The sequence below is a fragment of the Aeromonas sp. R7-4 genome (assembly GCF_040908055.1).
In the GTDB taxonomy this organism is placed as follows: domain Bacteria; phylum Pseudomonadota; class Gammaproteobacteria; order Enterobacterales; family Aeromonadaceae; genus Aeromonas; species Aeromonas sanarellii.
The window spans coordinates 340,108-362,473 of the sequence record NZ_JBFODA010000026.1; the positions used below are offsets into that span (position 1 = coordinate 340,108).

Genomic DNA, 22,366 nt, shown 5'->3' on the forward strand with positions numbered 1-22,366 from the left:
CGGATTGCCATCCCCATATGGGGGATGCGACAGAAACGGGACGAGGGAACCCCACTGGCGGCCGACCCGCTTTGCCCCTAAGATGGCGCCATCTGTTGTTGCCACCCATTTGATGGAACCTTCCCATGTTGAAACACCTGCTTCTGCTCCCCTTCGCCCTGCTGCTGGCAGCCTGCTCCCTCACCCAATACAGCGTCAGCGAGGGCGAGATCAACCAATACCTCAAAGAGCGAGTCGCCTTCGAGAAACAGCTGGGGATCCCCGGCATCATGTCGAGCAAGATCCGCCTCGATGACATGCAGAGCCGTATCGGTCGCAGCCAGGCCGACAAGGTCGAACTGGACGCCGCCGGCGATCTGCAGGTGGCAAGCCCCCTTGGCAGCCAGCAGATGAAGATCCGCCTCTCCCTGAGTGCCCGCCCCGACTACGTGGCCGAGCAGGGCGCCATCTATCTGCGCGATCTCGAATTGCTCTCTGTCAAGACCGAGCCGGCGGACGTGGGCACCGCCCTCTCCCCGCTCTTGCCCACCTTCAACCAGTCCCTCTCCCTGTTCCTCTCCCAGACCCCCGTCTACCGGCTCGATGGCAGCCGCCAGAACGAGGCGCGGATCAAGGAGAAGGTCGAAGCCCTCAAGGTGGAGCCGGGCCGACTGGTCATCCCCTTCAAACTGATGTGACACCTGCCGCCGCGCCTCTCCTCTTCACCCCACCGGGGCGCGGTTTTTTTCTTCTCAAGCCCCGCCCTTTGCCCCATAATGCACACCATTCTCATTTAGATTCATGAGAAGCGTCATAATAAAATCAACAATATGGTGAGAAGGACATGAGAAAAACCGTACTGGTGCAGGCGATCGCCTGCGCACTCCTCAGCAGCGCCGCACAGGCTGCCGTCAAGGTGGAGGACAAGACGTTCAACACCGCCGCCAACATGCTGGCCTACACCGAATTCGAGCTCTCCGGCGAGCCGCTGGCCGAGGCCATCGGTCTGGATCTGGATGTGCTGGACGCCAACCGCGCCGACGAGCCGACCCCGTTCGACTTCGCCGCCGGCATCGAATCCTATGAATACTCCGAAGAGGCAATGTACGCCCTCAACTACCAGTCCGGCATGGGCCCCCATCTGGTCAACGGGCCGCAAAACCAGGCCCGTGGCGGCACCCTGGCCGACCTGGGCAAACGGGTACTGGCCATGGCCGAGGCCGTCGGCTTCCCCGCCGATGAAATTCCCCAGGGCATGTATCCCCTCTCCCTGCCCTACGCCTCCGCCAACCCGGAGTTCGCCCAGGCCGTGAACGCCACCCCGGTCAACGGTGACCAGATCACCATCAAGACCGCCAAGGGCAACGAGAAGAGCGTCAAGACCCAGGTCCCCGCCTACTTCCGCGACTACGCCACCCTGCGCTGGAGCGGCAGTGACAACCTGCTGGTCCCGGCCGCCGTGGGCGGCATCTTGCTCAAGGAAGTGATGTGGTCCCAGGACTTCCTCGGGGGCATGCACGTGGCTGAGACCGATGAAGAGGTGGAAGCCGCGTCCGCCACCATGGATCAGGACGGCAAGCACAAGCTGGGGGTTTCTGCCGCCGACGGCTTCAACGGCATGATGCTGACCGAGCAGTCCATCGACAAGCTCGCCATCCTGCAAGGTCAGCTCGGCTTTGACGGCAAGACCCTGGGCGCCAAAATCACCCCGCAGTACGATCCGGCCAAGGGGGTTGTCTACTTCCCTCATCAGGTGAAAGTGACCGAGACCAGCAAGAACGACGCCGGTGCCATCGGCAAGCTGGAGGTCGTGGACGGCTCCGCCCAGTTGCGCGACGCCTGGATGCTGCTGTGGCCCCTCTCCGAGTTCTACGCCTTCAGCGATCAGCGCACGGCCAACACCAATCAGAACCCGGCCTTCCACGCCGTGTTTGACGGTGCCCCGTTCGCCGCCGCTCCGGCTGCCAACCAGACCAACGATCTGGGCAAGGCGGTGGCGGGCAGCGATGCCTTCTCCCTGGCCCTGAACCTCTCCAACCTCACCTTCAAGAACCTGCTGGCCCTGCACTTCGAGCCCAAGGCCGGCACCCTGGTCGACAGCTGGCAAGCTGGCAAACAGGCCGGGCACGTCACCACCTTCGACGCCGCCTACGCCCTGGTCGCCCTGCAGATCTTCCAGCGCGCCCAGGATGCGCTGCCTGTGGGTTACGCCGCCGGTGACAATGGCGAGCTGAACCTCAAGACCCCACAGGGTGAGCAGGCGATCGCACTGGTCCGCAAGCAGGCCGATTTCATCCTCGCCAACCTCAAGGGCAAGAACGGCCTGGTCCATGACGGTCTGACACTGGGCGGCAAGCTTGACGCCGGTCAGTCCATCGACGCGCAGTTCGCCGCCATCCGCGGCCTGACCGCCGCCTTCCTGGCCACCTCGGATGCCAAGTACCGCACCGCGGCGAGCGAGCTCTTCATCGCCGCCGACAAGGCCTACTTCAATGCCAAGGCCGGAACCTGGCTCGCCGGCAAGCAGGGTGAATACACCCCCTGGACCCAGGCCGCCATCTCCGGCGCCCTGCGCTCTGCCATGCTGAACCTGCGCAACGAAGGGGCCGAGAAGGCACCCGAGCTTGAGCTGGCACAGCTGACCCAGCGCTACGTGAGCTGGTTCCGCGGCACCGTCAACGGCGGCATGCAGATGGCCGAATGGGTCGGCGACTCCGGCGAGAACGTCATCGAGGGTGCCGGCAGCGACACCGACGAAGATGGTGTCCCGCAAGTGACCGCCGCCGGTGGCAAGCATGGCACCGCCATGGTGATGGCCGGCAAGGCCCTGGTCAGCGAGAAATGAATCGACCACCAATAGAAAGGGAGCCCAGGGCTCCCTTTTTTTGTCTGTGTCGACGAGGTTAGCCGAGCTTGGCCAGCATCGGCTTGGTCACCAGCACTATGCCCTGCTCGGAGCGGTAGAAGCGGCGTGCATCCTCGTCCGCGTTCTCCCCCACCACCAGGCCGTCTGGCAGCTTGCACCCCTTGTCCACCACCACCCGGCGCAAGCGGCAACCAGCCCCGATCTCGACCCCGGGGAAGATCACCGCCTGATCCAGGGTACAGAAGGAGTGTACCCGCACGTTGGTGAACAGCACCGAGTTGAGCACGAAGGAGCCGCTCACGATGGAGCCCCCCGCGAACATGGAGTTGATGGTCATGCCGTGCTGGCCGTTTCTATCCTGCACGAACTTGGCCGGGGGCGACATGTTCTGGCTGGTCCAGATGGGCCAGTTCTCGTCATAGATGTCGAGCTCGGGCACCACGGAGGCAAGGTCCATGTTCGCCTCCCAGAACGAATCCAGGGTCCCCACGTCGCGCCAGTAGGGTTTTTGCCCCTCCTTGGCCCCGACACAGGACATGTTGAACGGGTGGGCAAAGGCCTTGCCCTCTCCCACGATGCGCGGGATCACGTCCATGCCGAAGTCGTGCTTGGACTCCTGGTTGTGGATGTCCTCTTCCAGCAACTGGTAGAGGTACTCCGCCTCAAAGATGTAGATGCCCATGGAGGCCAGCGAGCGATCCTCGCAGCCCGGCATGGCGGGCGGATTGGCCGGTTTCTCCACGAAGGCGCGGATCTTGCGTTGCTCGTCGATGTCCATCACGCCGAAAGCCGATGCCTCGCAGCGCGGTACCTCGATACAGGCCACCGTCACCTTGGCACCGAGGCGCACGTGATCCAGCAGCATGGCGGCGTAGTCCATCTTGTAGATGTGATCCCCCGCCAGCACCACGATGTACTTGGGACCGTAGTCACGGATGATGTCGACGTTCTGGTAGATGGCGTCTGCGGTGCCGCGATACCAGTGCACCTCGTCCACCCGCTGCTGGGCGGGCAGCAAGTCGATGAACTCGTTCATCTGGTAGCGCAGGAAAGACCAGCCCGATTGCAGGTGGCGCAACAGGCTGTGGGACTTGTACTGGGTCACCACACCCACCCGGCGGATGCCGGAGTTGATGCAGTTGGAGAGCACGAAGTCGATGATACGGAATTTGCCGCCAAAGTGGACGGCGGGCTTGGCGCGGTTATCGGTCAACTGCTTCAGGCGGCTGCCCCGTCCCCCTGCGAGCACCAAGGCCATACTCTGATTCAATAGTTGCCGTGCTTTGGCGGTGTCTACGGGTTCTAGCAACATATCTACCTCTGCTCTGTTGGGGCTGTTTTCAACCCATCTTCGCTTTTTTTACAGACCATGAAAGTGTTTTCACTCACATTTAGTTGCATTCCGCCGGCGCTTTATCGTGGAGTTGCGTGAGTACTCATGTTTTGCGCCAGCGACTTGGTTAGAATTTCTACATCATGAACATCATCAAGGATGAAACGATGTTGAATAAACATGAGGGAAACCTGCTGCTGGTCAGCGCACTGGTCTGCATTCCCATGCTGCTGTTGCAGGGAGTGCTGCTCGCCCCCCCCGCCTCACCACTCACCCTGCTGCTGGTCCTGATGACCACCCTGACGGGATTCGCCCTGCTGCTCTTTCTCACCCACAGCGTGCGCCGTGGGGAAAAGACAAGGCAGGAGCAACGCTGGCTGCTGGCGCTGCAGCAGCGGGATCCCGCCATGCTCGACAGCGTACAGGCACAAACGGCTCTGCGCCAGCTCCTTGCGTCCTTCAATGAGGCCGAGATCGATGCCCACCGCCAGATCACCGAATTGCACAATCAGGCGACCCGGGACGAGATGACGGGGCTTGGCAACCGCCACGCCTTCCGGCGCGATCTGACCGAGCTGCTGCAACAGGAAAACACCCAGACCGCCATCCTGGTGCTCATCCGCGCCACCGAGCTCGGGACCCTCAACGCCCAGCGCGGCTTCCAGTCCGGGGATGCCTACATCCGGGACATCGCCGCCCTCATCAGCCACACGGTGAGCCGCTTCCCCGGCCACCAGGTCTATCGCATCTCGGGCGCCGACTTTGCGGTCCTGATGCCCCCCCTGGCCCAGATCCCCCCGCACCTGCTGGGACGGGATCTGAAACTCGCCTTCGATCGCTACCAGCACGACCATGAGCTGGAGAGCGCCGCCTACTCGGGTATGACCCGGCTCAGCAGCGAGCAGAAGATAGAGGCCATCCTGGCCAGGGCGGATCTGGCACTGGCGCGGGCCCAGACGGAGGCAGTCAACGGCTGGGCCATCCAGCAGAGCGACGAGGTGGTCGAAATTCAGGGGCAACGCCACTGGACCCAGGTATTGACCGAGCTGCTGGAGCAGGAGAGCGTCAGCTTCACCAGCCAGTCCATCCAGCCCCTGCATCGCGGCATGCTGGCCTATCACGAAATCTACCCCCGTTTTTGCAGCAGCGACGGCACCGTGCTGCCAAGCGACACCCTGCTCGCCATGGCACAGCGGCTGGACATGGTGCTGCGCCTGGCCCAGATGGTGATCCGTCACGTCATCCGCCAGTACAGGGCGTTCGGCAACCACAGCAGCCGCTGGGGCCTCAACCTGCCGGGTAGCCTGCTGCAAAACAGCGCCTTCCTGATCTGGCTCGACCATCAGCTGCAAAAGGATCCCGACATCGGGGCCAACCTGGTGTTCGAGCTCGACGAGGAGCACCTGGAGCGCAACCTGACGGGGGCCAAGCGGCTGTTCGAGCTGCTCAGGCGCCACGGCAGCCGCTCGGCCATCTGCAACTTCGGCAAGGGGATCGGCTCCTTCAGCCTGTTTCGCGAGCTCAAGCCCGACTACATCAAGCTGGATCCCGGCCTCATCACCGAGCTGGAGCAGGATCTCACCAACCAGCAGTTCGTGCGGATGATAGTCGACGTCTCCCATCGCATGGGTTGCCTGGTGATTGCGGAGGGGGTGGAGCAGATAGGACAGAAGCAGATGCTGCAGAGCATGTACGTGGACGGCCTGCAGGGCTATCTGATCGCCCGACCCCAGGAACTGGGGCCGGAGATGGGTCAGCAGGGGATCTTCACGGAGAGCGTTTCAGCTTCAACAGGGTCAGAATGATGTCGTTGAGCTGGCGATAGCGCTCCAGCTCCTTCTGGTCGTAACGGGTCGCCAGCATGGTCGGGTTGTGGCGATGCTTGAGGTAACGGTTGATCTGCAGACGGTTGAACCCGGCCACCTTGTAGACTTGGCCGAGCAGGGCATTGAGTTCGTCGTCCGCGAGTCCGGCCCGGGCCAGGTAATCGTCCTGGGAGGGGCTCTCCAGCCGGCAACTCTGCTTGTCGAGATGGCCGCGCTCCTGCAGGTAGGCGAGCCACTGCTCCACATATAGCGGCTTGCAGCCCCCCAGCAGGTTGAAGTAACCCACCGCATCGCAGCGACAGCCGGTCAGCAGCACCAGGGCCAGCTCGTCGCTGTCGCACTGGAAGCTCACCGGGCCGCTCTGGCCCCAGTCCAGCGCCTGCACCCGGATCTGCGCCTGCGCCCCCGCTCGTGTGGTCACGTCAAAGACAAACATGTTACCTCCCGATCGGCAAAGGGATCATGATGACCCATCGGGGGAGCGGGTGCAAAGCCAAAACGCCTTTTCAGCCGGGTTCAGCGCCCAGCATAAAAAAACCGGTCCCTCGCGGGAACCGGTTTCTGGGGATGGACAGGGCTGTCGCCGGGGCGGACTCAGGCGTCCAGCTCGACCAGCGCCTTGGCCAGCTCGATGGGCTCGAGCTCCTGGCCTTCCAGATCGGCGTTCCAGTTCGGGCCGACCAGCACGTCGTCCTCGTCCAGATCGTTGATCCAGATGTCGAGAAACTCTTCCAGCTCGATCACCTCGGGCTCGTAATCCGCCCACTCGTCCACGCAGTGCAGACGGGCATCGGCCTCCGCGGACCAGAGCGGCATAACGTCGGCGTCCTCGAACTCGGCGGAGCGGCACACCACCCAGTCTTCACCGTAGCGCAGACCCCACACCTGACCCGACTCGCGGACTTCTTCGATGAACAGCTGGAAATTGGCGTCAAGATTGTCAGTTAGTTTGCTCATGGGGTCTCTCTCTTGCAAAGCAATGGCAGGCAGTCGGCCAGGGCTGGCCGAGAATGGGGCTGATGGTGTCCCAAAAGCCCCCCAGACTCAAGCCTTATCCCCAAAAAGACAGGGATAAACGCCGTCAGATGCGATATTGCGCCACCAGGGCGCTCAATTCGTCGCAGGCGAGCGCCAGTTGCCCGGACGCCTGCTCGGTCAGGCGGTTCTGGGCCAGGGCATCCGCCGCCAGCTGGGTGATGGCCACCAGCCGCTGGTTGATCTCCTCCGCCGCCCGGCTCTGCTCGGCCGCCGCCGTGGCGATCTGTCCATTCATGGCGGTGATGGTGTGCACGGATCCATCGATGGCATGGATGGCGGCGTCCGCATCACCGGCCCGGTCGGCGGTCGAGCGGGAGAGCTGCTGCAACTGGGTGATCCCGCCGACCACCTTGCCCGCCCCCTCCTGCAGCCGCTGTATCATCTGCCGGATCTCGTCGGTGGAGCTGTGGGTGCGGGTCGCCAGGGTGCGCACCTCGTCGGCGACCACGGCAAAACCGCGCCCCTGTTCGCCGGCCCGGGCCGCCTCGATGGCGGCGTTGAGGGCCAGCAGGTTGGTCTGCTCCGCCACCCCGCGGATCACGTCGAGCACGGAGCCAATCTGCTGGGTCTCCTGCTCCAGCCGGCTCACCGCCTGCACCGTCTCCACCATCTCGTCCGCCAGCTGGCGGATGGTCTCCCGGGTCTGGGCCACCACCTGGCGGCCATGCTGGGCCAGATTGAGCGCCGAGTCCGCCGCCTCGGCGGCCTGGGCCGCGTGCTGGCCCACCTCGCGACTGCTCACCGTCATCTGTTCCATGGCGCTGGCCACCCTCAGGGTATCCTGCTCCTGACCGGTGACGATGGCGCCGGTGCGATCGACGATCCGCTCCAGTTGATGGGCCTGCTCCCGGTTCTGGCTCGCGATCTGCTGGCTGCGTGCCACCAGTTGCGCCATCTGGCCGGCGAAGAGGTTGAAGTTGACGCTGAGCTGGCTCAGCTCGTCCCGCCCCGACTCAGGCAGACGAAACCTCAGGTCCCCTTCCCCCCTGGCGATGTTGCCAAGGGCCGAGACCGACTGGGAGAGCGGTACGACGATGCTGCGCACGATGAGGCCGACCACGGCAAACAGCAGAACGGCCAGCACCAGCCCTATGCCGAGCAGGGTACGCAGCACCTCCTGGTACTGGGCCTCGACGTCGTCCACATAGACGCCGGTGCCGATGATCCAGTCCCAGGGGGAGAAGCGCTTGATGTAGGAGATCTTGCGCACCGGCTCGTCCACCCCGGGCTTGGGCCAGTAGTAGGCGACTTCCCCCGCCCCCTGCGCCCTCGCCAGATCGGCGAAGGCGACGAACAGCCTGAGCCCCTGCTTGTCCTCCACCCCGGAGAGATCCTTGCCGTCCAGCTCGGGCTTCATGGGGTGCATCACCATGGTGGGGTGGCTGTCGTTGATCCAGAAGTAGTCCTCCTCGCCATAGCGCAGCCCCCTGAGCAGCGCCAGCGCCTCGGCCTTGGCGCTCGCCTCGTCCAGCTCCCCCTTGCGCACTCTGGCCTCCAGTCCCGCCACCAGGCTGTAGGCGGTCTCGACCTGGGCCCGGGTCTGGCGGCTCTTCTCCCCCATCAACCCCTGGTGATAGACCTGCAGGGAGAAGAACAGCAGCAGTCCCAGCAACGCCAGCACCATCAGGGTCACCAGCGACAGGCGCCGCCCGATACTCCATTGTCTCAACATACCCTCACCCCACATCCGCTACATGTCGTTAACACAAGGTATGTCGCCGGGGCGCGGACTGTCCACGATGCACGCAAAAGCGATGCCAAAAACATGATCCAGCCCAAAAATAAGAAAGGGTGCCTGATGGCACCCTTTGGATTCATGACCGGCCGGCGCCATCAGCGCTCCCAGTACACCTCTTCCAAGCTGTCTTCCTTCTCGGGCAGGCCCCGGGAGAGGCGCGGGCTGCTCTGGGCCAGCACCTCGTAGCTGACCCGGTTGGCGTACTTGCACACCTGAGCCAGGGAGGAGTAGGTGAGGAACTCGGAGAGGTGCTTGGCGGAGTTCGGCACGTTCATGCGGTGGTAGGCGTTGGCCACCATGTCGTGCAGCACCGCGGAGAGCGCCCCGTCACCGGCGCCGTTGGTGTTCTTGATCTTCTCCGGGCCGCCCATGTAGGGGGAGATATGGGAGTAGATCCGCGCCGGCTTGCGGCACTTGTCCCGGGCCATGGGGCGGCTGAACTCGTACATGTTGAACTCGGGGATGACGCCGGGCAGCAGGGTGTGGGTGGTCTCGCGCTTGTAGTCCTCGTCGGTGTAGCTCGCCATGTAGAGGCCGATGGGGCCGGCGGTGCAGAGCACCATGTCCGCCCAGTCCAGCGCCTTGTCGGCCGCGCCGAGGGGATCCTTTATCCCGGTCAGGGCCTCCGCCTCATCCTCGTTCATGGCGAGCACGGTCACGTTCTCGCTGATGAAGTCGCGCCACCACTGGGGATTCTCGTCGATGACGAAGCGGGTGCCCAGGGTCAGCACCACGGGCACGCCGGCCTCGCGGGCATAGCGCACGGCAGCCATGGCGGCCTCCTTCATGGGGGTGCCGTCGGCGCCGCGCACCAGGTAGGCGGTGATCACCAGGGCCGAGGCCTCCTTGATGATGGACTCGGGGATGTGGTCCACGTCCAGGTGGTCCATCTTACCGGCGTTGATGCCAAAGCTGCGCTCCCCCCCTTCGGTGATGAAGGTGAAGCAGCGGCCGACCGGGCCGTCCACTGGCTGCAGGTAGTCCAGGTTGACCCGGGACGAGGTGTTGCACAGATAGCGGTAGGCGTAGCTGCCGATGCGGATGTCCTGGCTCATGACCCCGAGCAGGATGGAGTGGGAATCCGCCAGCACGGAGTAGTTGTGCATGGTGTTGCCTATGGTGCCGCCGGCAAACTCGCTCACCACCATGTTGTTGGCCTTGAGCTCGTTGTAGACCTGTTCGGCCACCTCGTCGGAGATGAGCATGGAGTGACCCTTGCTCAGGCCGTACCGGTTCAGGAAGTCCTCGTCCACATGGGCTTCGATGTCCACCAGAGTCTGATCGATGCCCACCACATAGGCCTTGCCCAGTTCGGTGAGCTGGGAGCTCTGCGGGATCAGGGGATCCCGTCTGTCGACCGGGAAGTAGTGTTTGGACTTGCGCTGACCGGGAAATTTCATGGCGATGTTCTGTGCTCTGGGGAAAAGAGGGGCGGGATTTTAACACAATCCACCACGCCGAAAAGTCGCACGATTGAATTTTGAGGTCAGTATAGACAAGGGGTTGCGGGGCAAACGTTTGATCTTTCGCCCTCAAAAAAACCACCCCGTGACGGGGTGGTTTTGCGGGGTGACATTCAGCTTTGCGAGAGTCCCTGCACCAGGGCCAGCACCGAGAAGATCCCCAGCGACAGCCAGAAGAAGAGGGTGCCGAAGAGGCGCGGCTTGTTGGGGGCCCTGGGGATCTGGATGCCGATGGCGTGCAGGATGCGCCCCACCAGCAGCAAGACACCGCCGAGGTGCAGCCAGAAGGCCCCGACGCCCGCCAGCTCGCACAGGGCCATCAGCAGCAGGGTGAGGGGCACGTACTCGGCGAAGTTGCCGTGGGCGCGGATGGCGGCGAGCATCTCGGGTGCCTCCCCTTCCCCTATCATCACCCTGAACTGGGCGCGGCGCTTGACCACCCAGAAGGAGAGCAGCAGGAACAAGAGCCCGAGCAGGCCGGCGTAGATCAGCGTGATATGCATCATCAAGACACTCCTTTATCGTGAAACCCGGGCATCCGCCGTCCTGAACGGGGCCGGATGCAGACAATCATCACGCCAGCTCGCGGCAGATCAGCGACACCATCATGCGGATATGGGCCTGATCGCTGTTGAGGGCCGGGATGTATTCAAACTGCTCGCCACCGGCGTCCATGAAGATCTCCCGGTTCTGCACCTGGATCTCCTCCAGGGTCTCTAGGCAATCCGCCGAGAAGGCCGGGCAGATGACGTCGAGCCGCTTGACGCCACGGGCGGGCAATCCCGCCACCGTCTGGTCCGTGTAGGGCTTGAGCCACTCCTCCTTGCCGAAGCGGGACTGGAAGCTCGCGGTCCACTGCTCGGGGGCGAGCCCGAGGGCCTCCGCCAGCAGGGCGGCGGTGCGCCTGCACTGCTGGCCATAGGGATCCCCCTCCCGCTCGTAGCGCTCGGGAATGCCGTGGAAGGACATCAGCAGATGCTCCCCCTGGCCGTGCTGCTCCCAGTGGCGACGCACGCTCATGGCCAGGGCCTGGATGTACTCCGGGTGGGCGTGGTAATCGCGGATGAGCCGCACCACCGGCAGGTTGCGCTCCTGCTTCATCGCCCTGGCCCAGGCATCGAACACAGAGGCTGTGGTGCTGACCGAATACTGGGGATAGAGCGGCAACAGGATCACCCGGTTGACCCCCTGGGCCTTGAGGGCCTGCCAGCCCTCGTCCAGGGAGGGGGAGCCATAGGTCATGGCCAGCGCCACCGGCACCTCGACCCCTTCCCGCTTGAGCTCCTGCTCCAGGGCCGCGCGCTGCTGCTGGCTTATCACCATCAGGGGCGAGCCCTGCTCTGTCCACACCTGCCGATAGAGCCTGGCCACCTTGGGGGAGCGCGTCGGCAGTATGATGAAGTGGAGCAGGGGGCACCAGAGGTAGCGCGGCAGGTCGACGACCCGCTGATCGTGCAGAAACTGGCTGAGAAACGCCTTAACGGCGGCCGTGGTGGGCGCGGCTGGGGTACCCAGATTGACCAGCAAGATCCCGGTTTTCGTGGTCACGTTTGCTTCCTGTCTTTCTGTTGCGATGTCTGAATGCAAGAAAGGGCCCATGCCGGGCCCTTGTCTCAATGGCGCATTGCCGCTGGCCCCTTGGGGACGATGGCAATGGCGGGCTTAGCCCAGGATGGTCGCCAGCTGCTTGCTGACCAGCTCCACCGGCTGGGTGCCGTCGATCTTGACGTAACGGGTGTTGCCCGCTTCCGCTTCCTTGCCGTAGAAGCCGATGAGCGGTGCGGTTTGCTGATGGTAGACATCCAGACGCTTGCGCACCGTGGTCTCTTCGTCGTCGGCACGGATCACCAGATCCTCGCCGGTCACGTCATCCTTGCCTTCCACCTTCGGCGGGTTGAACACCACGTGGTAGGTACGGCCGGAGCCGGAGTGCACGCGGCGGCCGCTCATGCGCTTGACGATCTCTTCGTCAGGCACGTCGAACTCCAGCACGAAGTCCACCGCCACGCCGGCATCCTTCATGGCTTGCGCCTGGGGAATGGTGCGGGGGAAGCCGTCCAGCAGGAAGCCGTTGGCGCAATCCGGTTGCGCGATGCGTTCTTTGACCAGGCCGATGATGATGTCGTCGGAGACGAGCTGACCTGCGTCCATCACGGCCTTGGCCTTGAGGCCCAGCTCGGTGCCCGCCTTGATCGCCGCACGCAGCATGTCGCCGGTGGAGATCTGCGGAATACCGTGTTTTTCCATGATGAACTGAGCCTGGGTACCCTTGCCGGCGCCCGGAGCTCCCAACAGAACAATGCGCATACACGCTCCTAGTTGATTGGTTATTCAATTCTTGAGAAGGCAAAAAACTACACGTTTTCGCCCGTATTAACAAGCTCGCCCCGTGTGAGTGGCCAGATTATCACCACCATCCCGCCCCGTCTCTGCGACCAAAGACGCAGACGACAACACCGAAAAATGATTGAAAATGCAGCACTCATCCGAAGCGGGCAATAGCGCTCCCTGGGCCGCCGCCTCCCGCACACAGGGGCGGCATCGGCCACAAAAAAAGCCCACTGCATGCAGTGGGCCTTTGGTCAGGGGATCACGCCTGCAGCAGCAGACGGTTGATGCGGGAGACGAAGCTCGCCGGGTCGTTCAGTCCGCCCTGCTCCGCCAACTGGGCCTGTTCGTGCAGGAGGGCGACCCACTCGCCAAACAGGCTGTCGTCTTCGATGGTGCCGAGCTTCTTCACCAGGGCGTGGTCGGGGTTGAGCTCCAGGATGTACTTCTGCTCCGGCACCGGCTGGCCGGCGGCGCGCATCAGCTTGATCATCTGGGTGCTCATGCCGTAGGCGTCGGTGACGATGCAGGACGGGGAGTCGGTCAGGCGGTGGGTGACGCGCACCTCTTTCACCGCATCCCCGAGGCTCTTCTTGACCCGCTCCACCAGGCCGGCGTTGGCCTTCTCGGCCTCTTCCTGCGCCTGTTTGGCGGCTTCGTCTTCCAGATCACCGAGATCCAGTTCGCCACGGGTGACGGAGACCAGCTGCTTGCCGTCGAACTCGGTGAGGTGGCTCATCAGCCACTCGTCGACGCGCTCCCACATCAGCAGCACTTCGACACCCTTCTTGCGGAAGATCTCGAGGTGCGGGCTGTTCTTGGCAGCGGCATAAGAGTCGGCGGTGATGTAGTAGATCTTCTGCTGGCCTTCCTTCATGCGGCCGACGTAATCCTCGAGAGAGACGGTCTGGGCTTCGCCCTCGCCGGCGGTGCTGGCGAAGCGCAGCAGTTTGGCGATCTCCTCGCGGTTCGCGTAATCCTCGGCCGGGCCTTCTTTGAGCACATTGCCGAACTCGCTCCAGAACTTGGCGTACTTCTCGGCGTCATCCTTGGCCAGCTTGGCCAGCATGGTGAGCACGCGCTTGGAGCAGGCCTTGCGCAGGGAGGCGGTCACCTTGTTGTCCTGCAGGATCTCGCGGCTGACGTTGAGCGGCAGATCGTTGGAGTCCAGCACCCCTTTCACGAAGCGCAGGTAGGTCGGCATGAACTGCTCGGCGTCGTCCATGATGAAGACGCGCTGCACGTAGAGCTTGAGGCCGTGTTTCTGCTCGCGGTTGTAGAGATCAAACGGCGCGCGGGCCGGGATGTAGAGCAGGCTGGTGTACTCCTGGGCCCCTTCCACCCGGTTGTGACCCCACAGCAGCGGATCCTCGAAGTCGTGGGCGACGTGCTTGTAGAACTCCTGGTACTCCTCGTCCTTGATGTCCTTCGGGTTGCGGGTCCAGAGCGCGGTGGCGCGGTTGACCTGCTCCCACTCCCCCGGCGTGCCGACTATGGTCTCGCCGTCCTCTTCCCGATCCGGGGTGCCCTCTTTATACATCTCCACCGGCACGCTGATGTGGTCGGAATACTTGGCGACCACGGAGCGCAGGCGCCAGTCGTCCAGGAACTCCTCCTCCTCGGCTCGCAGGTGCAGGATGACGTCGGTGCCGCGGCCCTCTTTGGTCACGTCGGCCACGGTGAAGGAGCCTTCCCCCTCGGATTCCCACTGCACGCCCTGACCCGGCTCGCTGCCGGCGGCGCGGGAGATGACGGTCACCTTGTCAGCCACGATGAAGGCGGAGTAGAAGCCCACCCCGAACTGACCGATCAGCTGGGAGTCCTTGCCCTGATCACCGGAGAGGTGCTTGAAGAATTCGGCGGTGCCGGATTTCGCTATGGTGCCCAGGTGCTCGATCACCTGGTCACGGGTCATGCCGATGCCGTTGTCCGAAATGGTCAACGTCTTGTTCTCTTTGTCCACCACCAGGCGCACGCGCAGCTGGCCGTCGTTTTCGAACAAAGAGGCATCGGAAAGCGCCTTGAAGCGCAGCTTGTCCGCCGCATCGGAGGCGTTGGAGATCAGCTCGCGCAGGAATACTTCTTTGTTGGAGTAGAGGCTGTGAGCCATCAGGCTCAGCAATTGTTTGACTTCAGTCTGAAAGCCGTGGGTTTCGGCGTGAACACTTTGGGTCATCGACCAATCCTCAAAACGTCGGGTTGAACAGATTCCCAAGCTAGATGGGGTTGGCCTTTCAAATATCAAGGGGCGAAGATGCAAACTTGCATGCCCACCCCTTGTTTGTACGAAATATGTTCGCCGAACAGCGATTTAGAGACGCTGGCGCCCCATCAGGGAGTGGGAAAGCGTGGTGCCATCCACCAGCTCCAGCTCCCCGCCCACCGGCACCCCGTGGGCGATGCGGCTCACCTCGACCCCGGCGGCCCGCGCCATGTCGGCGATATACCAGGCGGTGGCATCCCCTTCGATGGTGGGGTTGGTGGCGAGGATCAGCTCCTTGATGTGCTCATCCTTGAGGCGCCGCTCCAGGATCTCCAGCCCCAGCTCCTCCGGGCCTATGCCGTCGAGCGGCGACAGGTGCCCCATCAGCACGAAGTAGCGGCCGGAGAACTGGCCGGTCTGCTCGATGGCGGCCACGTCCGCCGGACTCTCCACCACGCAGAGCAGGCCGTTCTCCTCGCGCTTGGGATTGGCGCAAATCTCGCAGCGATCGTTCTCGGTGAAGGTGCGGCAGTGGCTGCAGTGACCTATTTCGGTCAGCGCCCGGTTGAGCAGGGAGGCGAGACGCAGGCCGCCGCTGCGCTCGCGCTCGAGCAGGGTGAACGCCATGCGCTGGGCCGATTTCGGGCCCACGCCCGGCAAGACCTGCAGCGCCTTCATCATCTCATCGAGCAGGGGACTGAATTTCATGGGGATATCCTTTAAAACCGCGCCGAAGGAGTGATTCGGCCCGCTTGCCTGACGCGGCGCCGACTCCTCCATCCGAACCTATCTTGTTGGCGCAGGACTATACCCGAGCCGGCCCCGAGCGCCAATGATCAGCCGCCTGACGGGGGGAGGCAGAGCCCCTTGTGACCCAAGACTGGTGCAGGGTCTTGAGGCTCATTGCTGGACGGGAGACAAGCCAAATAGGTTGCTCTACTGACAATTTTATTGAACTAAGGCCGGTTTTTAACGCCTCCCACTTCTGTTTTCCATCCGGCCGATTACTATGGTCCACTTGGCAACCAGCTCTGTAAGGGCGTTTCTATGGAATGGGTAGCTCAAACCACGTGAATTAAAGACAGTAGACTAGGCGTATTTAACTTAGAGATGGTAGCTTTGCAGATAAATATAGGGATGATATTTTCACCATTACTTAATCAAAGTCAGACTCAAAAAGATAATTTACGGCATATCTTTACAACCAAATATAGCAACACGATCCTGTTGTTGAAACCCCATGCGCAAAATAGGATGATCAATGAGCTTTTTCATATATTTAGATCAGAATTCACTAAGCGATTTACGTCAACGAAAAATTGAAGAAACTGGTAATAAGCAATTTAAGCTATTAAGACTCGCGCTAGAATCAGAGCAAGTACGCCTAGTGTACTCTCATGTGACTCTCGAGGAAATATTTCAAATACCTAAGAGAGAATACAAAAATGAACACATCGAACTTTTAGTTCAATTGAATGCTATTTATATCGAACCTCTGACACTTAAGTTAAATGAAAAAAGTCCGAAAGACATATGGAGCGCATTCTTAGAAAACAAGCAATCGAATATAGATATGGGAATTGACTCCCTCATATCTATAAGTCAGCTATTTTGGCGTAAAATGTCAGGCCTACCAGTCGAGAAAAACTTCACTGAAATACACGATCAATTAAAAGATAGTTTAAATGACTTGCTTACCAACTGTGAGGCACAGCTATCTTCAATCGACCAGAGTTCACTCAGTGAAGCAGAGAAAAAATCATTTATAAAAATTAAGCATCCAATTAGTTATTTACGAAAGAAAGCTTCTACTCTCAGGCCTTTTGAGATTAATAGCGGTCAGCAGCTAGGTCCTCAGCCATTTCGCGAGATGCCAGAGATAAAATCCATGGATATTAAAAATATGGACCCTGCCCTTGTTGTTCGAGAAATTGAACACATTTTTAAACTTGAAAATAGTAGCTTCAATCTTGAGGAATATTTCGAACGAACACCACAAACAGATGTAGCACGTGCTTATAGCTTGATGAATTGGGCGGGCTATTATGCTGATGACTTTACAAGAGTTAAAAAAGGTAAAGATCGGTTTAACGCTTCAAATAATGACATGCAACATGCTATTGCAGCTTTAGGGGCTAGTTTCTTAGTATCAAATGACGTTAATTTCCGCAAAAAAGCGGAAGCATGTTTTGCATACGTGTCTTGCCCAACTATTGTCTGCAGCCCAAAAGAGTTCGTTGAACAGCATTGCGTATTTGTATAACAATGTCTCGTAACCGTAGGGGGCAATAAGCGTAGTACATTGTATCAATTTAAGGTCTTTGTTTAGTGGTGCAATTTACTTTATTTATTGCAACCTACATCTATATCCTCTATTTATCTTTTAATTTTATAGTGGTGGCTTTTACTACGATCAATTCCCTTCCCAACTATTTCCAAGCCAGCTCACGAGATAAAGACTCCATCGCCACCCAATATCCCCAACTCCCCAGCAAGAGCCATCTATTTATTGGTCAGCATTTTATCGTTTATTTTCCGACCAGCTTGATGTAATACGCTGGCAAAAATGGATAGCCAGCTAAAACAATCACTTGCCAGGGTCTGGACGGGGTATTTCAATCAGCGGCCAATTAATAATTTCGTTACCCACCCCTTTTTGATTATTTATACCTGAGCATAAACCCGCTCACTCTGTGTCATTATTCACCGAATGGCAGATAAACAGACAGTGTTCCATGATTAGCCCCCTATTTATATCCAGTTGACTCCCTACCCCACCACTACCCCGGAAATCCCCTGAACGGTGCGCCGAGATCCTCGCGTGTTCGGGTCCCTGTGGTGACAGCCTTGTCATCCTCACACTGACAGACAACTTTATGAACTGTACTAACAAACCCGCCCTGTCCGGCGTCATGCTGGCGGCGATCGGCGTGGTCTATGGCGATATCGGCACCAGCCCGCTCTATACCCTGCGCGAGTGCCTCTCCGGCCAGTTCGGTTTCGGGGTGGAGCCCGCCTCCATCCTGGGCTTTCTTTCGCTTATCTTCTGGCTGCTGATCCTGGTGGTCTCGGTCAAGTACCTCTCCTTCGTGATGCGGGCCGACAACGCGGGCGAAGGGGGCATACTCACCCTGATGTCGCTCGCGACCCGCAACACCCCGGAAAAATGGACGCCGGTGCTGATCATCCTGGGGCTCGTCGGCGGCAGCTTCTTCTATGGCGAGGTGGTGATCACCCCGGCCATGTCGGTGATGTCGGCCATCGAGGGCCTGAAGATAGTGGCGCCTTCCCTGGACGCCTACATAGTGCCGCTCTCGGTGCTGGTGCTGACCCTGCTGTTCGCCATCCAGAAACACGGCACCGCCGCCGTGGGCAAGCTGTTTGCCCCCATCATGCTGATCTGGTTCCTGACTCTGGCGGTGCTTGGCCTGAATAGCATCCTCCACCACCCCGAGGTGCTGGGGGCGCTCAACCCCGTCTGGGCGCTGCGCTTCTTCATGACCTATCAGAGCGCCTCCTTCTTTGCCCTGGGCGCCGTGGTGCTGGCCATCACGGGGGTGGAGGCGCTCTATGCGGACATGGGCCATTTTGGCAAGAGCCCCATTCGCCGCGCCTGGTTCATGGTGGTACTGCCGTCCCTGGTGCTCAACTACTTCGGCCAGGGGGCCCTGCTGCTCGGCAATCCCGAGGCCATCGCCAACCCCTTTTTCCTGCTCGCGCCCAAGTGGGCGTTGCTACCGCTCTTGCTGCTCGCGACCCTGGCCACCGTCATCGCCTCCCAGGCGGTGATCTCCGGGGTCTTTTCCCTCACCCGGCAGGCGGTGCGGCTCGGCTATCTCTCCCCCATCCGCATCGTGCACACCTCGGAGCAGGAGTCCGGCCAGATCTATATTCCGGTCATCAACTGGCTGCTCTATCTCTCCGTGGTGATCGTCATCATGAGCTTCGAGCACTCCAGCAACCTGGCGGCGGCCTATGGCATCGCCGTGACCGGCACCATGGTGCTCACCTCCATCCTCTCCTGCTCGGTGGCCCGCCACAGCTGGCACTGGCGCAAGCCGCTGGTGGTCACCCTCTTCGCCCTGCTGCTCGCCATCGACGTGCCGCTCTTCGCCGCCAACCTCGCCAAGGTCTTCTCCGGCGGCTGGCTGCCGCTCACCCTGGGGGCCGTCATGTTCACCCTGATGACCAGCTGGAAGAGCGAGCGCTTCCAGCTTATTCGCCGCCTGAACGAGCACGGCAACTCGCTTGAGCCGATGATAGCGTCGCTCGAAAAATCCCCGCCGACCCGGGTGGCCGGCACTGCGGTCTATCTGTCGCGAGTGGTCAACGTCATCCCCCATGCGCTCTTGCACAACCTCAAGCACAACAAGGTGCTGCACGAGCGCGTCATCCTGCTCACCCTGAAGGTGGAGGATGTGCCCTATGTCCACAACGTACGCCGAGTCTGCATCGAGCAGCTCTCCCCCACCTTCTGGCGGGTGGTGGCGAGCTACGGCTGGCGCGAGACCCCGAACGTGGAGGAGATCTTCCACCGCTGCAACCTTGAGGGCTTAAGCTGCCGTATGATGGAGACCTCCTTCTTCATGGCCCACGAGTCCCTCATCATGAAGGAGCGCCCCTGGTACCTCTATCTGCGCGGCAAGCTCTTTATGCTGCTGCAGCGCAACGCCCTGCGGGCGCCCGATCAGTTCGAGATCCCGCCCAACCGGGTGATCGAGCTGGGATCCCAGGTGGATATCTGATGGCGGGCGCCGCGCCCAAGGCCATGACACGCAAGAGGGAGGCAACCGCCTCCCTCTTTCATTGCTGAGCCCCTCTCTCTTCCGCCCGGGATCTCGAGCCGCCAGCGAACGTGGCGCCCCTCACAGGATCGCAAAGAAGCGCCGCGTCTGGCACTCAAACCGGTGCGAGATCAAGGTAATGGCGACAAGTGCCCCGGTAAACTTGGCCCCCGCGGCAGGATGAGAGGCCCGCTTCCCTCCCCTGCCCAGGCTACGCCCCAGCTATCGAGACGCAGCCCGTTGCAACCCTGCGCATTGCATTCCTGTCCTGCCCCTGTCCGTTGTACCCAATGGCCGGCGCCATGGTGGCAGGCCTGCAGATGGGAGTTCGATATCACATGACACCCCTCAAGATGATCGCCATCTGGCCCGGTCTTCCCCCCCTCAGGGTGGCGCCATGACGGCCAAGACCCCGACACTGTCTCGGCTGCGCCGCGAGTTTCATCTCGACGGCATAGTGCAGGGGGTCGGCTTTCGCCCCTTCGTCTATGGGCTGGCGCTGCGCCACGGCCTTGCCGGCTATGTGCTGAACGATGCCAATGGCGTCACCATTGGCGCCGAAGGATCCCCTGAGCAGCTGGCCGCCTTTGCCCGCGAACTGCGGGAGCTGGCGCCTCCACTTAGCCGTATTGATCATTTCAGCGAGCGGGAACTGCCATTCGCTCATGACCCCGACTACGATGGCCAGTTTCGAATTAAAGCGAGCCAGCAGCTAAGCGCCGCCACGGTCGCCATCTCGCCGGATCAGGGGATGTGCGAGGCGTGCGCCACGGACGTGGCCAACCCCGCGGATCGCCACCACCACTACCCCTTTACCAACTGCACCCACTGCGGCCCGCGCTACACCATCATCCACCGCCTCCCCTACGACAGACCCCATACCGCCATGGCCGGCTTTGCCATGTGCCCGCGCTGCGCGGCGGCCTATGAAAACCCGCTGGACAGACGCTACCACGCCCAGCCGGTGAGCTGCCCCGAGTGCGGGCCCCATCTCAGCTGGCGTTCTGGCCGCGGCGATGCGCTGGCCGAGCGCGAGGATGCCCTGCACGCAGCCGCCCGCGCCCTGCAAGCGGGGGCCCTGATTGCGGTCAAGGGGATGGGGGGCTATCACCTGATATGTGATGCGCGAAGCGAGTCCGCCGTGGCACGGCTTCGCCAGCTCAAGCAGCGCGCGCGCAAGCCGCTGGCGGTGATGATGGGCTCCCTTGCCGAGGCCAAATTGCATGTCACCGGCAGCCAAGACGAGTGGCAACTGCTCGCCTCTCAGGCCAGACCCATCACATTGCTGCGCAAGCGCACCAAGGATGATCGGCCGTCAGAATTCCAACTGACAACCGCGCCGCTGGCCGAGGGGATCGCCCCCGGCATCCCCTACCTTGGGGTCATGCTCCCCTATACCCCGCTGCACCAGCTGCTGCTGGACGCCTGCGCCATGCCGCTGGTGGCCACCAGCGCCAATGGTCGCGGCAGCCCGATCCTGATCGAATGCGAGGCGGTGGTCAGGGAACTCGGGGGCGAGATTGACGGCATCCTGGATCACAACCGCCCCATACTGCACCCGTGCGACGACAGTCTGGTGCAGTGGGCCGGCGGACGACGCCAGACGTTGCGCCTCGCCCGGGGTTACGCTCCCTGCACTCCTAGCCTGAAAGAGGCGGTCAAGATGCCGCTGCTGGCAGTCGGCGCGCAGCAGAAGAACCAGCTGGCGCTCGCCTTCGGCCGCCAGCGCATCTACAGCCCCTATATCGGCGATCTGCACAGCCTGCCGATGCAGAGCCACTTCGAGCAGACCCTGGCGACCTTTCGCGAACTCTACGATCTCAAACCCGAAGTTCTGGTCTCGGATCGCCACCCGGGCTATCTCAGCCACCAGTGGGCCAAAAGCTATTGCCGCGATCACAATGCAACCCATCTCCAGGTGCAGCACCATCACGCCCACCTGCTGGCAGTGATGGCCGAGCACGACATCACAGGCCCGGTGCTGGGTGTTGCCTTCGATGGCACCGGCCTTGGCGATGACGGCACCCTCTGGGGTGGCGAGCTGCTGCTGGCCGATGTGAAGGGCTTCGAGCGGGTAGCCCACCTCCAGCCCTTCAAGCTTGTCGGCGGCGAGGCGGCCATCCGCGAGCCGGTGCGCCAGCTGCTGGGGCTGCTGTTCGAATCCTATAGCGTGGAGCAGATCCGCGCCCTCGATATTCCGTTGATCAACAAGTTGCCACCTGAGCGGCTCAGCAACCTGCACCAGCTCTGGCAGCTGGGTCGCAACGCCCCCTACACCAGTTCCATCGGTCGTCTGTTCGATGCCGTGGCGGCACTCTTGGGGGTGATCGACACCCCCGATTACGAGGGCGAAGCGGGGCTCTTGCTGGAGGCGGCCGCCTTGCAGCTTGCCCCCGATGAACAGCCCTTCCCCCTCGCCTTTGATCTCAGCCAATCAGCGGAAGGGCCACTGCAGATCGAGTGGGCAGAGTTGCTCAGAACCCTTGTCAGCGAGCGGTGCCAAGGCACCTCTACCGCCAGCCTGGCCGCCGGTTTTATCCGCGCCATCAGCAATCTGGTGGTTGCCCTTGCCGAGCGCTTCCCCGGCTATCCGGTGGCGCTCGGGGGGGGCGTGTTTCAAAACCGGGTGCTGATGGACCAGCTGGTGCCCGCGCTCGAAGCGGCCGGCCGGCAGGTATTGACCAGCGAAACCCTGCCGCTCAATGACGGTGGCATCGCCGCCGGTCAGCTCTGGTTTGCCATCCACCATCTTGCCACGCACCGGCCTGTCACCACCGGTTGTGCCACCTTGTCGGAGTCCTGAAATCC

General features: G+C 61.6%; 16 protein-coding genes. 6 read left to right on the forward strand and 10 right to left on the reverse strand.

Going from position 1 to position 22,366, the window contains the following annotated elements; genetic code table 11:
• Positions 1-125: 125 nt before the first annotated feature.
• Together AB5Y72_RS06355 and AB5Y72_RS06360 are read left to right on the forward strand one after the other, a co-directional pair.
• The gene (locus tag AB5Y72_RS06355; RefSeq protein ID WP_368198725.1) at positions 126-677 is read left to right on the forward strand and encodes a lipoprotein; all 552 of its coding nucleotides are present in this window, start codon (positions 126-128) and stop codon (positions 675-677) included.
• Between the two features lie 146 nt (positions 678-823).
• Positions 824-2,824: a hypothetical protein gene (locus AB5Y72_RS06360; RefSeq protein WP_223915552.1), complete on the forward strand. Its 2,001-nt coding sequence runs from the start codon at positions 824-826 to the stop codon at positions 2,822-2,824.
• A gap of 58 nt (positions 2,825-2,882) precedes the next feature.
• Here AB5Y72_RS06360 and glgC read toward each other — a convergent pair whose 3' ends face one another.
• Positions 2,883-4,157: a glucose-1-phosphate adenylyltransferase gene (gene glgC / locus AB5Y72_RS06365; protein ID WP_039038908.1), complete on the reverse strand. Its 1,275-nt coding sequence runs from the start codon at positions 4,155-4,157 to the stop codon at positions 2,883-2,885.
• Between the two features lie 188 nt (positions 4,158-4,345).
• Here glgC and AB5Y72_RS06370 point away from each other — a divergent pair, with 188 nt between their 5' ends.
• Positions 4,346-5,983, forward strand: a complete 1,638-nt coding sequence (locus tag AB5Y72_RS06370; protein WP_368198726.1) for an EAL domain-containing protein — start codon at positions 4,346-4,348, stop codon at positions 5,981-5,983.
• Here the strand turns inward: AB5Y72_RS06370 and AB5Y72_RS06375 are convergent.
• From AB5Y72_RS06375 to recR, 9 genes are all read right to left on the reverse strand, one after another.
• Positions 5,946-6,440 (reverse strand): hypothetical protein, encoded by a 495-nt coding sequence (locus tag AB5Y72_RS06375; protein WP_216990067.1) that lies wholly within the window; start codon positions 6,438-6,440, stop codon positions 5,946-5,948. The genes AB5Y72_RS06370 and AB5Y72_RS06375 overlap by 38 nt on opposite strands.
• A 158-nt stretch (positions 6,441-6,598) precedes the next feature.
• Positions 6,599-6,961, reverse strand: coding sequence for a DUF2750 domain-containing protein (locus AB5Y72_RS06380; RefSeq protein WP_042075319.1), 363 nt, complete (start codon positions 6,959-6,961; stop codon positions 6,599-6,601).
• 124 nt (positions 6,962-7,085) lie between these two features.
• Complete coding sequence (locus AB5Y72_RS06385) at positions 7,086-8,714, reverse strand: methyl-accepting chemotaxis protein (protein ID WP_368198727.1); 1,629 nt, start codon at positions 8,712-8,714, stop codon at positions 7,086-7,088.
• Between the two features lie 161 nt (positions 8,715-8,875).
• A complete protein-coding gene (locus AB5Y72_RS06390) occupies positions 8,876-10,180 on the reverse strand; it encodes an inosine/guanosine kinase (protein ID WP_042075314.1) in 1,305 nt (434 codons plus the stop codon).
• Between the two features lie 176 nt (positions 10,181-10,356).
• On the reverse strand, positions 10,357-10,749 hold the full coding sequence (locus tag AB5Y72_RS06395; RefSeq protein WP_216990066.1) for an MAPEG family protein: 393 nt from the start codon (positions 10,747-10,749) through the stop codon (positions 10,357-10,359).
• A gap of 67 nt (positions 10,750-10,816) precedes the next feature.
• Entirely contained in the window at positions 10,817-11,791 is a 975-nt protein-coding gene (gene hemH, locus AB5Y72_RS06400) for a ferrochelatase (protein WP_216990065.1), read from the reverse strand.
• Positions 11,792-11,905: 114 nt separating this feature from the next.
• Positions 11,906-12,550 carry an adenylate kinase gene (adk, locus tag AB5Y72_RS06405; protein WP_005301834.1) on the reverse strand — a complete coding sequence of 215 codons (645 nt, stop codon included), beginning with the start codon at positions 12,548-12,550 and terminating at the stop codon, positions 11,906-11,908.
• A 283-nt stretch (positions 12,551-12,833) separates the two neighbouring features.
• The gene (gene htpG, locus AB5Y72_RS06410) at positions 12,834-14,747 is read right to left on the reverse strand and encodes a molecular chaperone HtpG (RefSeq protein WP_219144052.1); all 1,914 of its coding nucleotides are present in this window, start codon (positions 14,745-14,747) and stop codon (positions 12,834-12,836) included.
• A 135-nt stretch (positions 14,748-14,882) separates the two neighbouring features.
• Positions 14,883-15,482, reverse strand: coding sequence for a recombination mediator RecR (gene recR / locus AB5Y72_RS06415; RefSeq protein ID WP_318163096.1), 600 nt, complete (start codon positions 15,480-15,482; stop codon positions 14,883-14,885).
• A 553-nt stretch (positions 15,483-16,035) separates the two neighbouring features.
• On the opposite strand from recR, the gene AB5Y72_RS06420 reads away from it, so the two are divergent.
• From AB5Y72_RS06420 to hypF, 3 genes are all read left to right on the forward strand, one after another.
• Positions 16,036-17,037 (forward strand): hypothetical protein, encoded by a 1,002-nt coding sequence (locus tag AB5Y72_RS06420; protein WP_325782161.1) that lies wholly within the window; start codon positions 16,036-16,038, stop codon positions 17,035-17,037.
• A 613-nt stretch (positions 17,038-17,650) separates the two neighbouring features.
• Positions 17,651-19,519: a low affinity potassium transporter Kup gene (kup, locus tag AB5Y72_RS06425; protein ID WP_368198728.1), complete on the forward strand. Its 1,869-nt coding sequence runs from the start codon at positions 17,651-17,653 to the stop codon at positions 19,517-19,519.
• A 436-nt stretch (positions 19,520-19,955) separates the two neighbouring features.
• Entirely contained in the window at positions 19,956-22,361 is a 2,406-nt protein-coding gene (gene hypF, locus AB5Y72_RS06430) for a carbamoyltransferase HypF (RefSeq protein ID WP_368198729.1), read from the forward strand.
• Positions 22,362-22,366 lie beyond the last annotated feature (5 nt).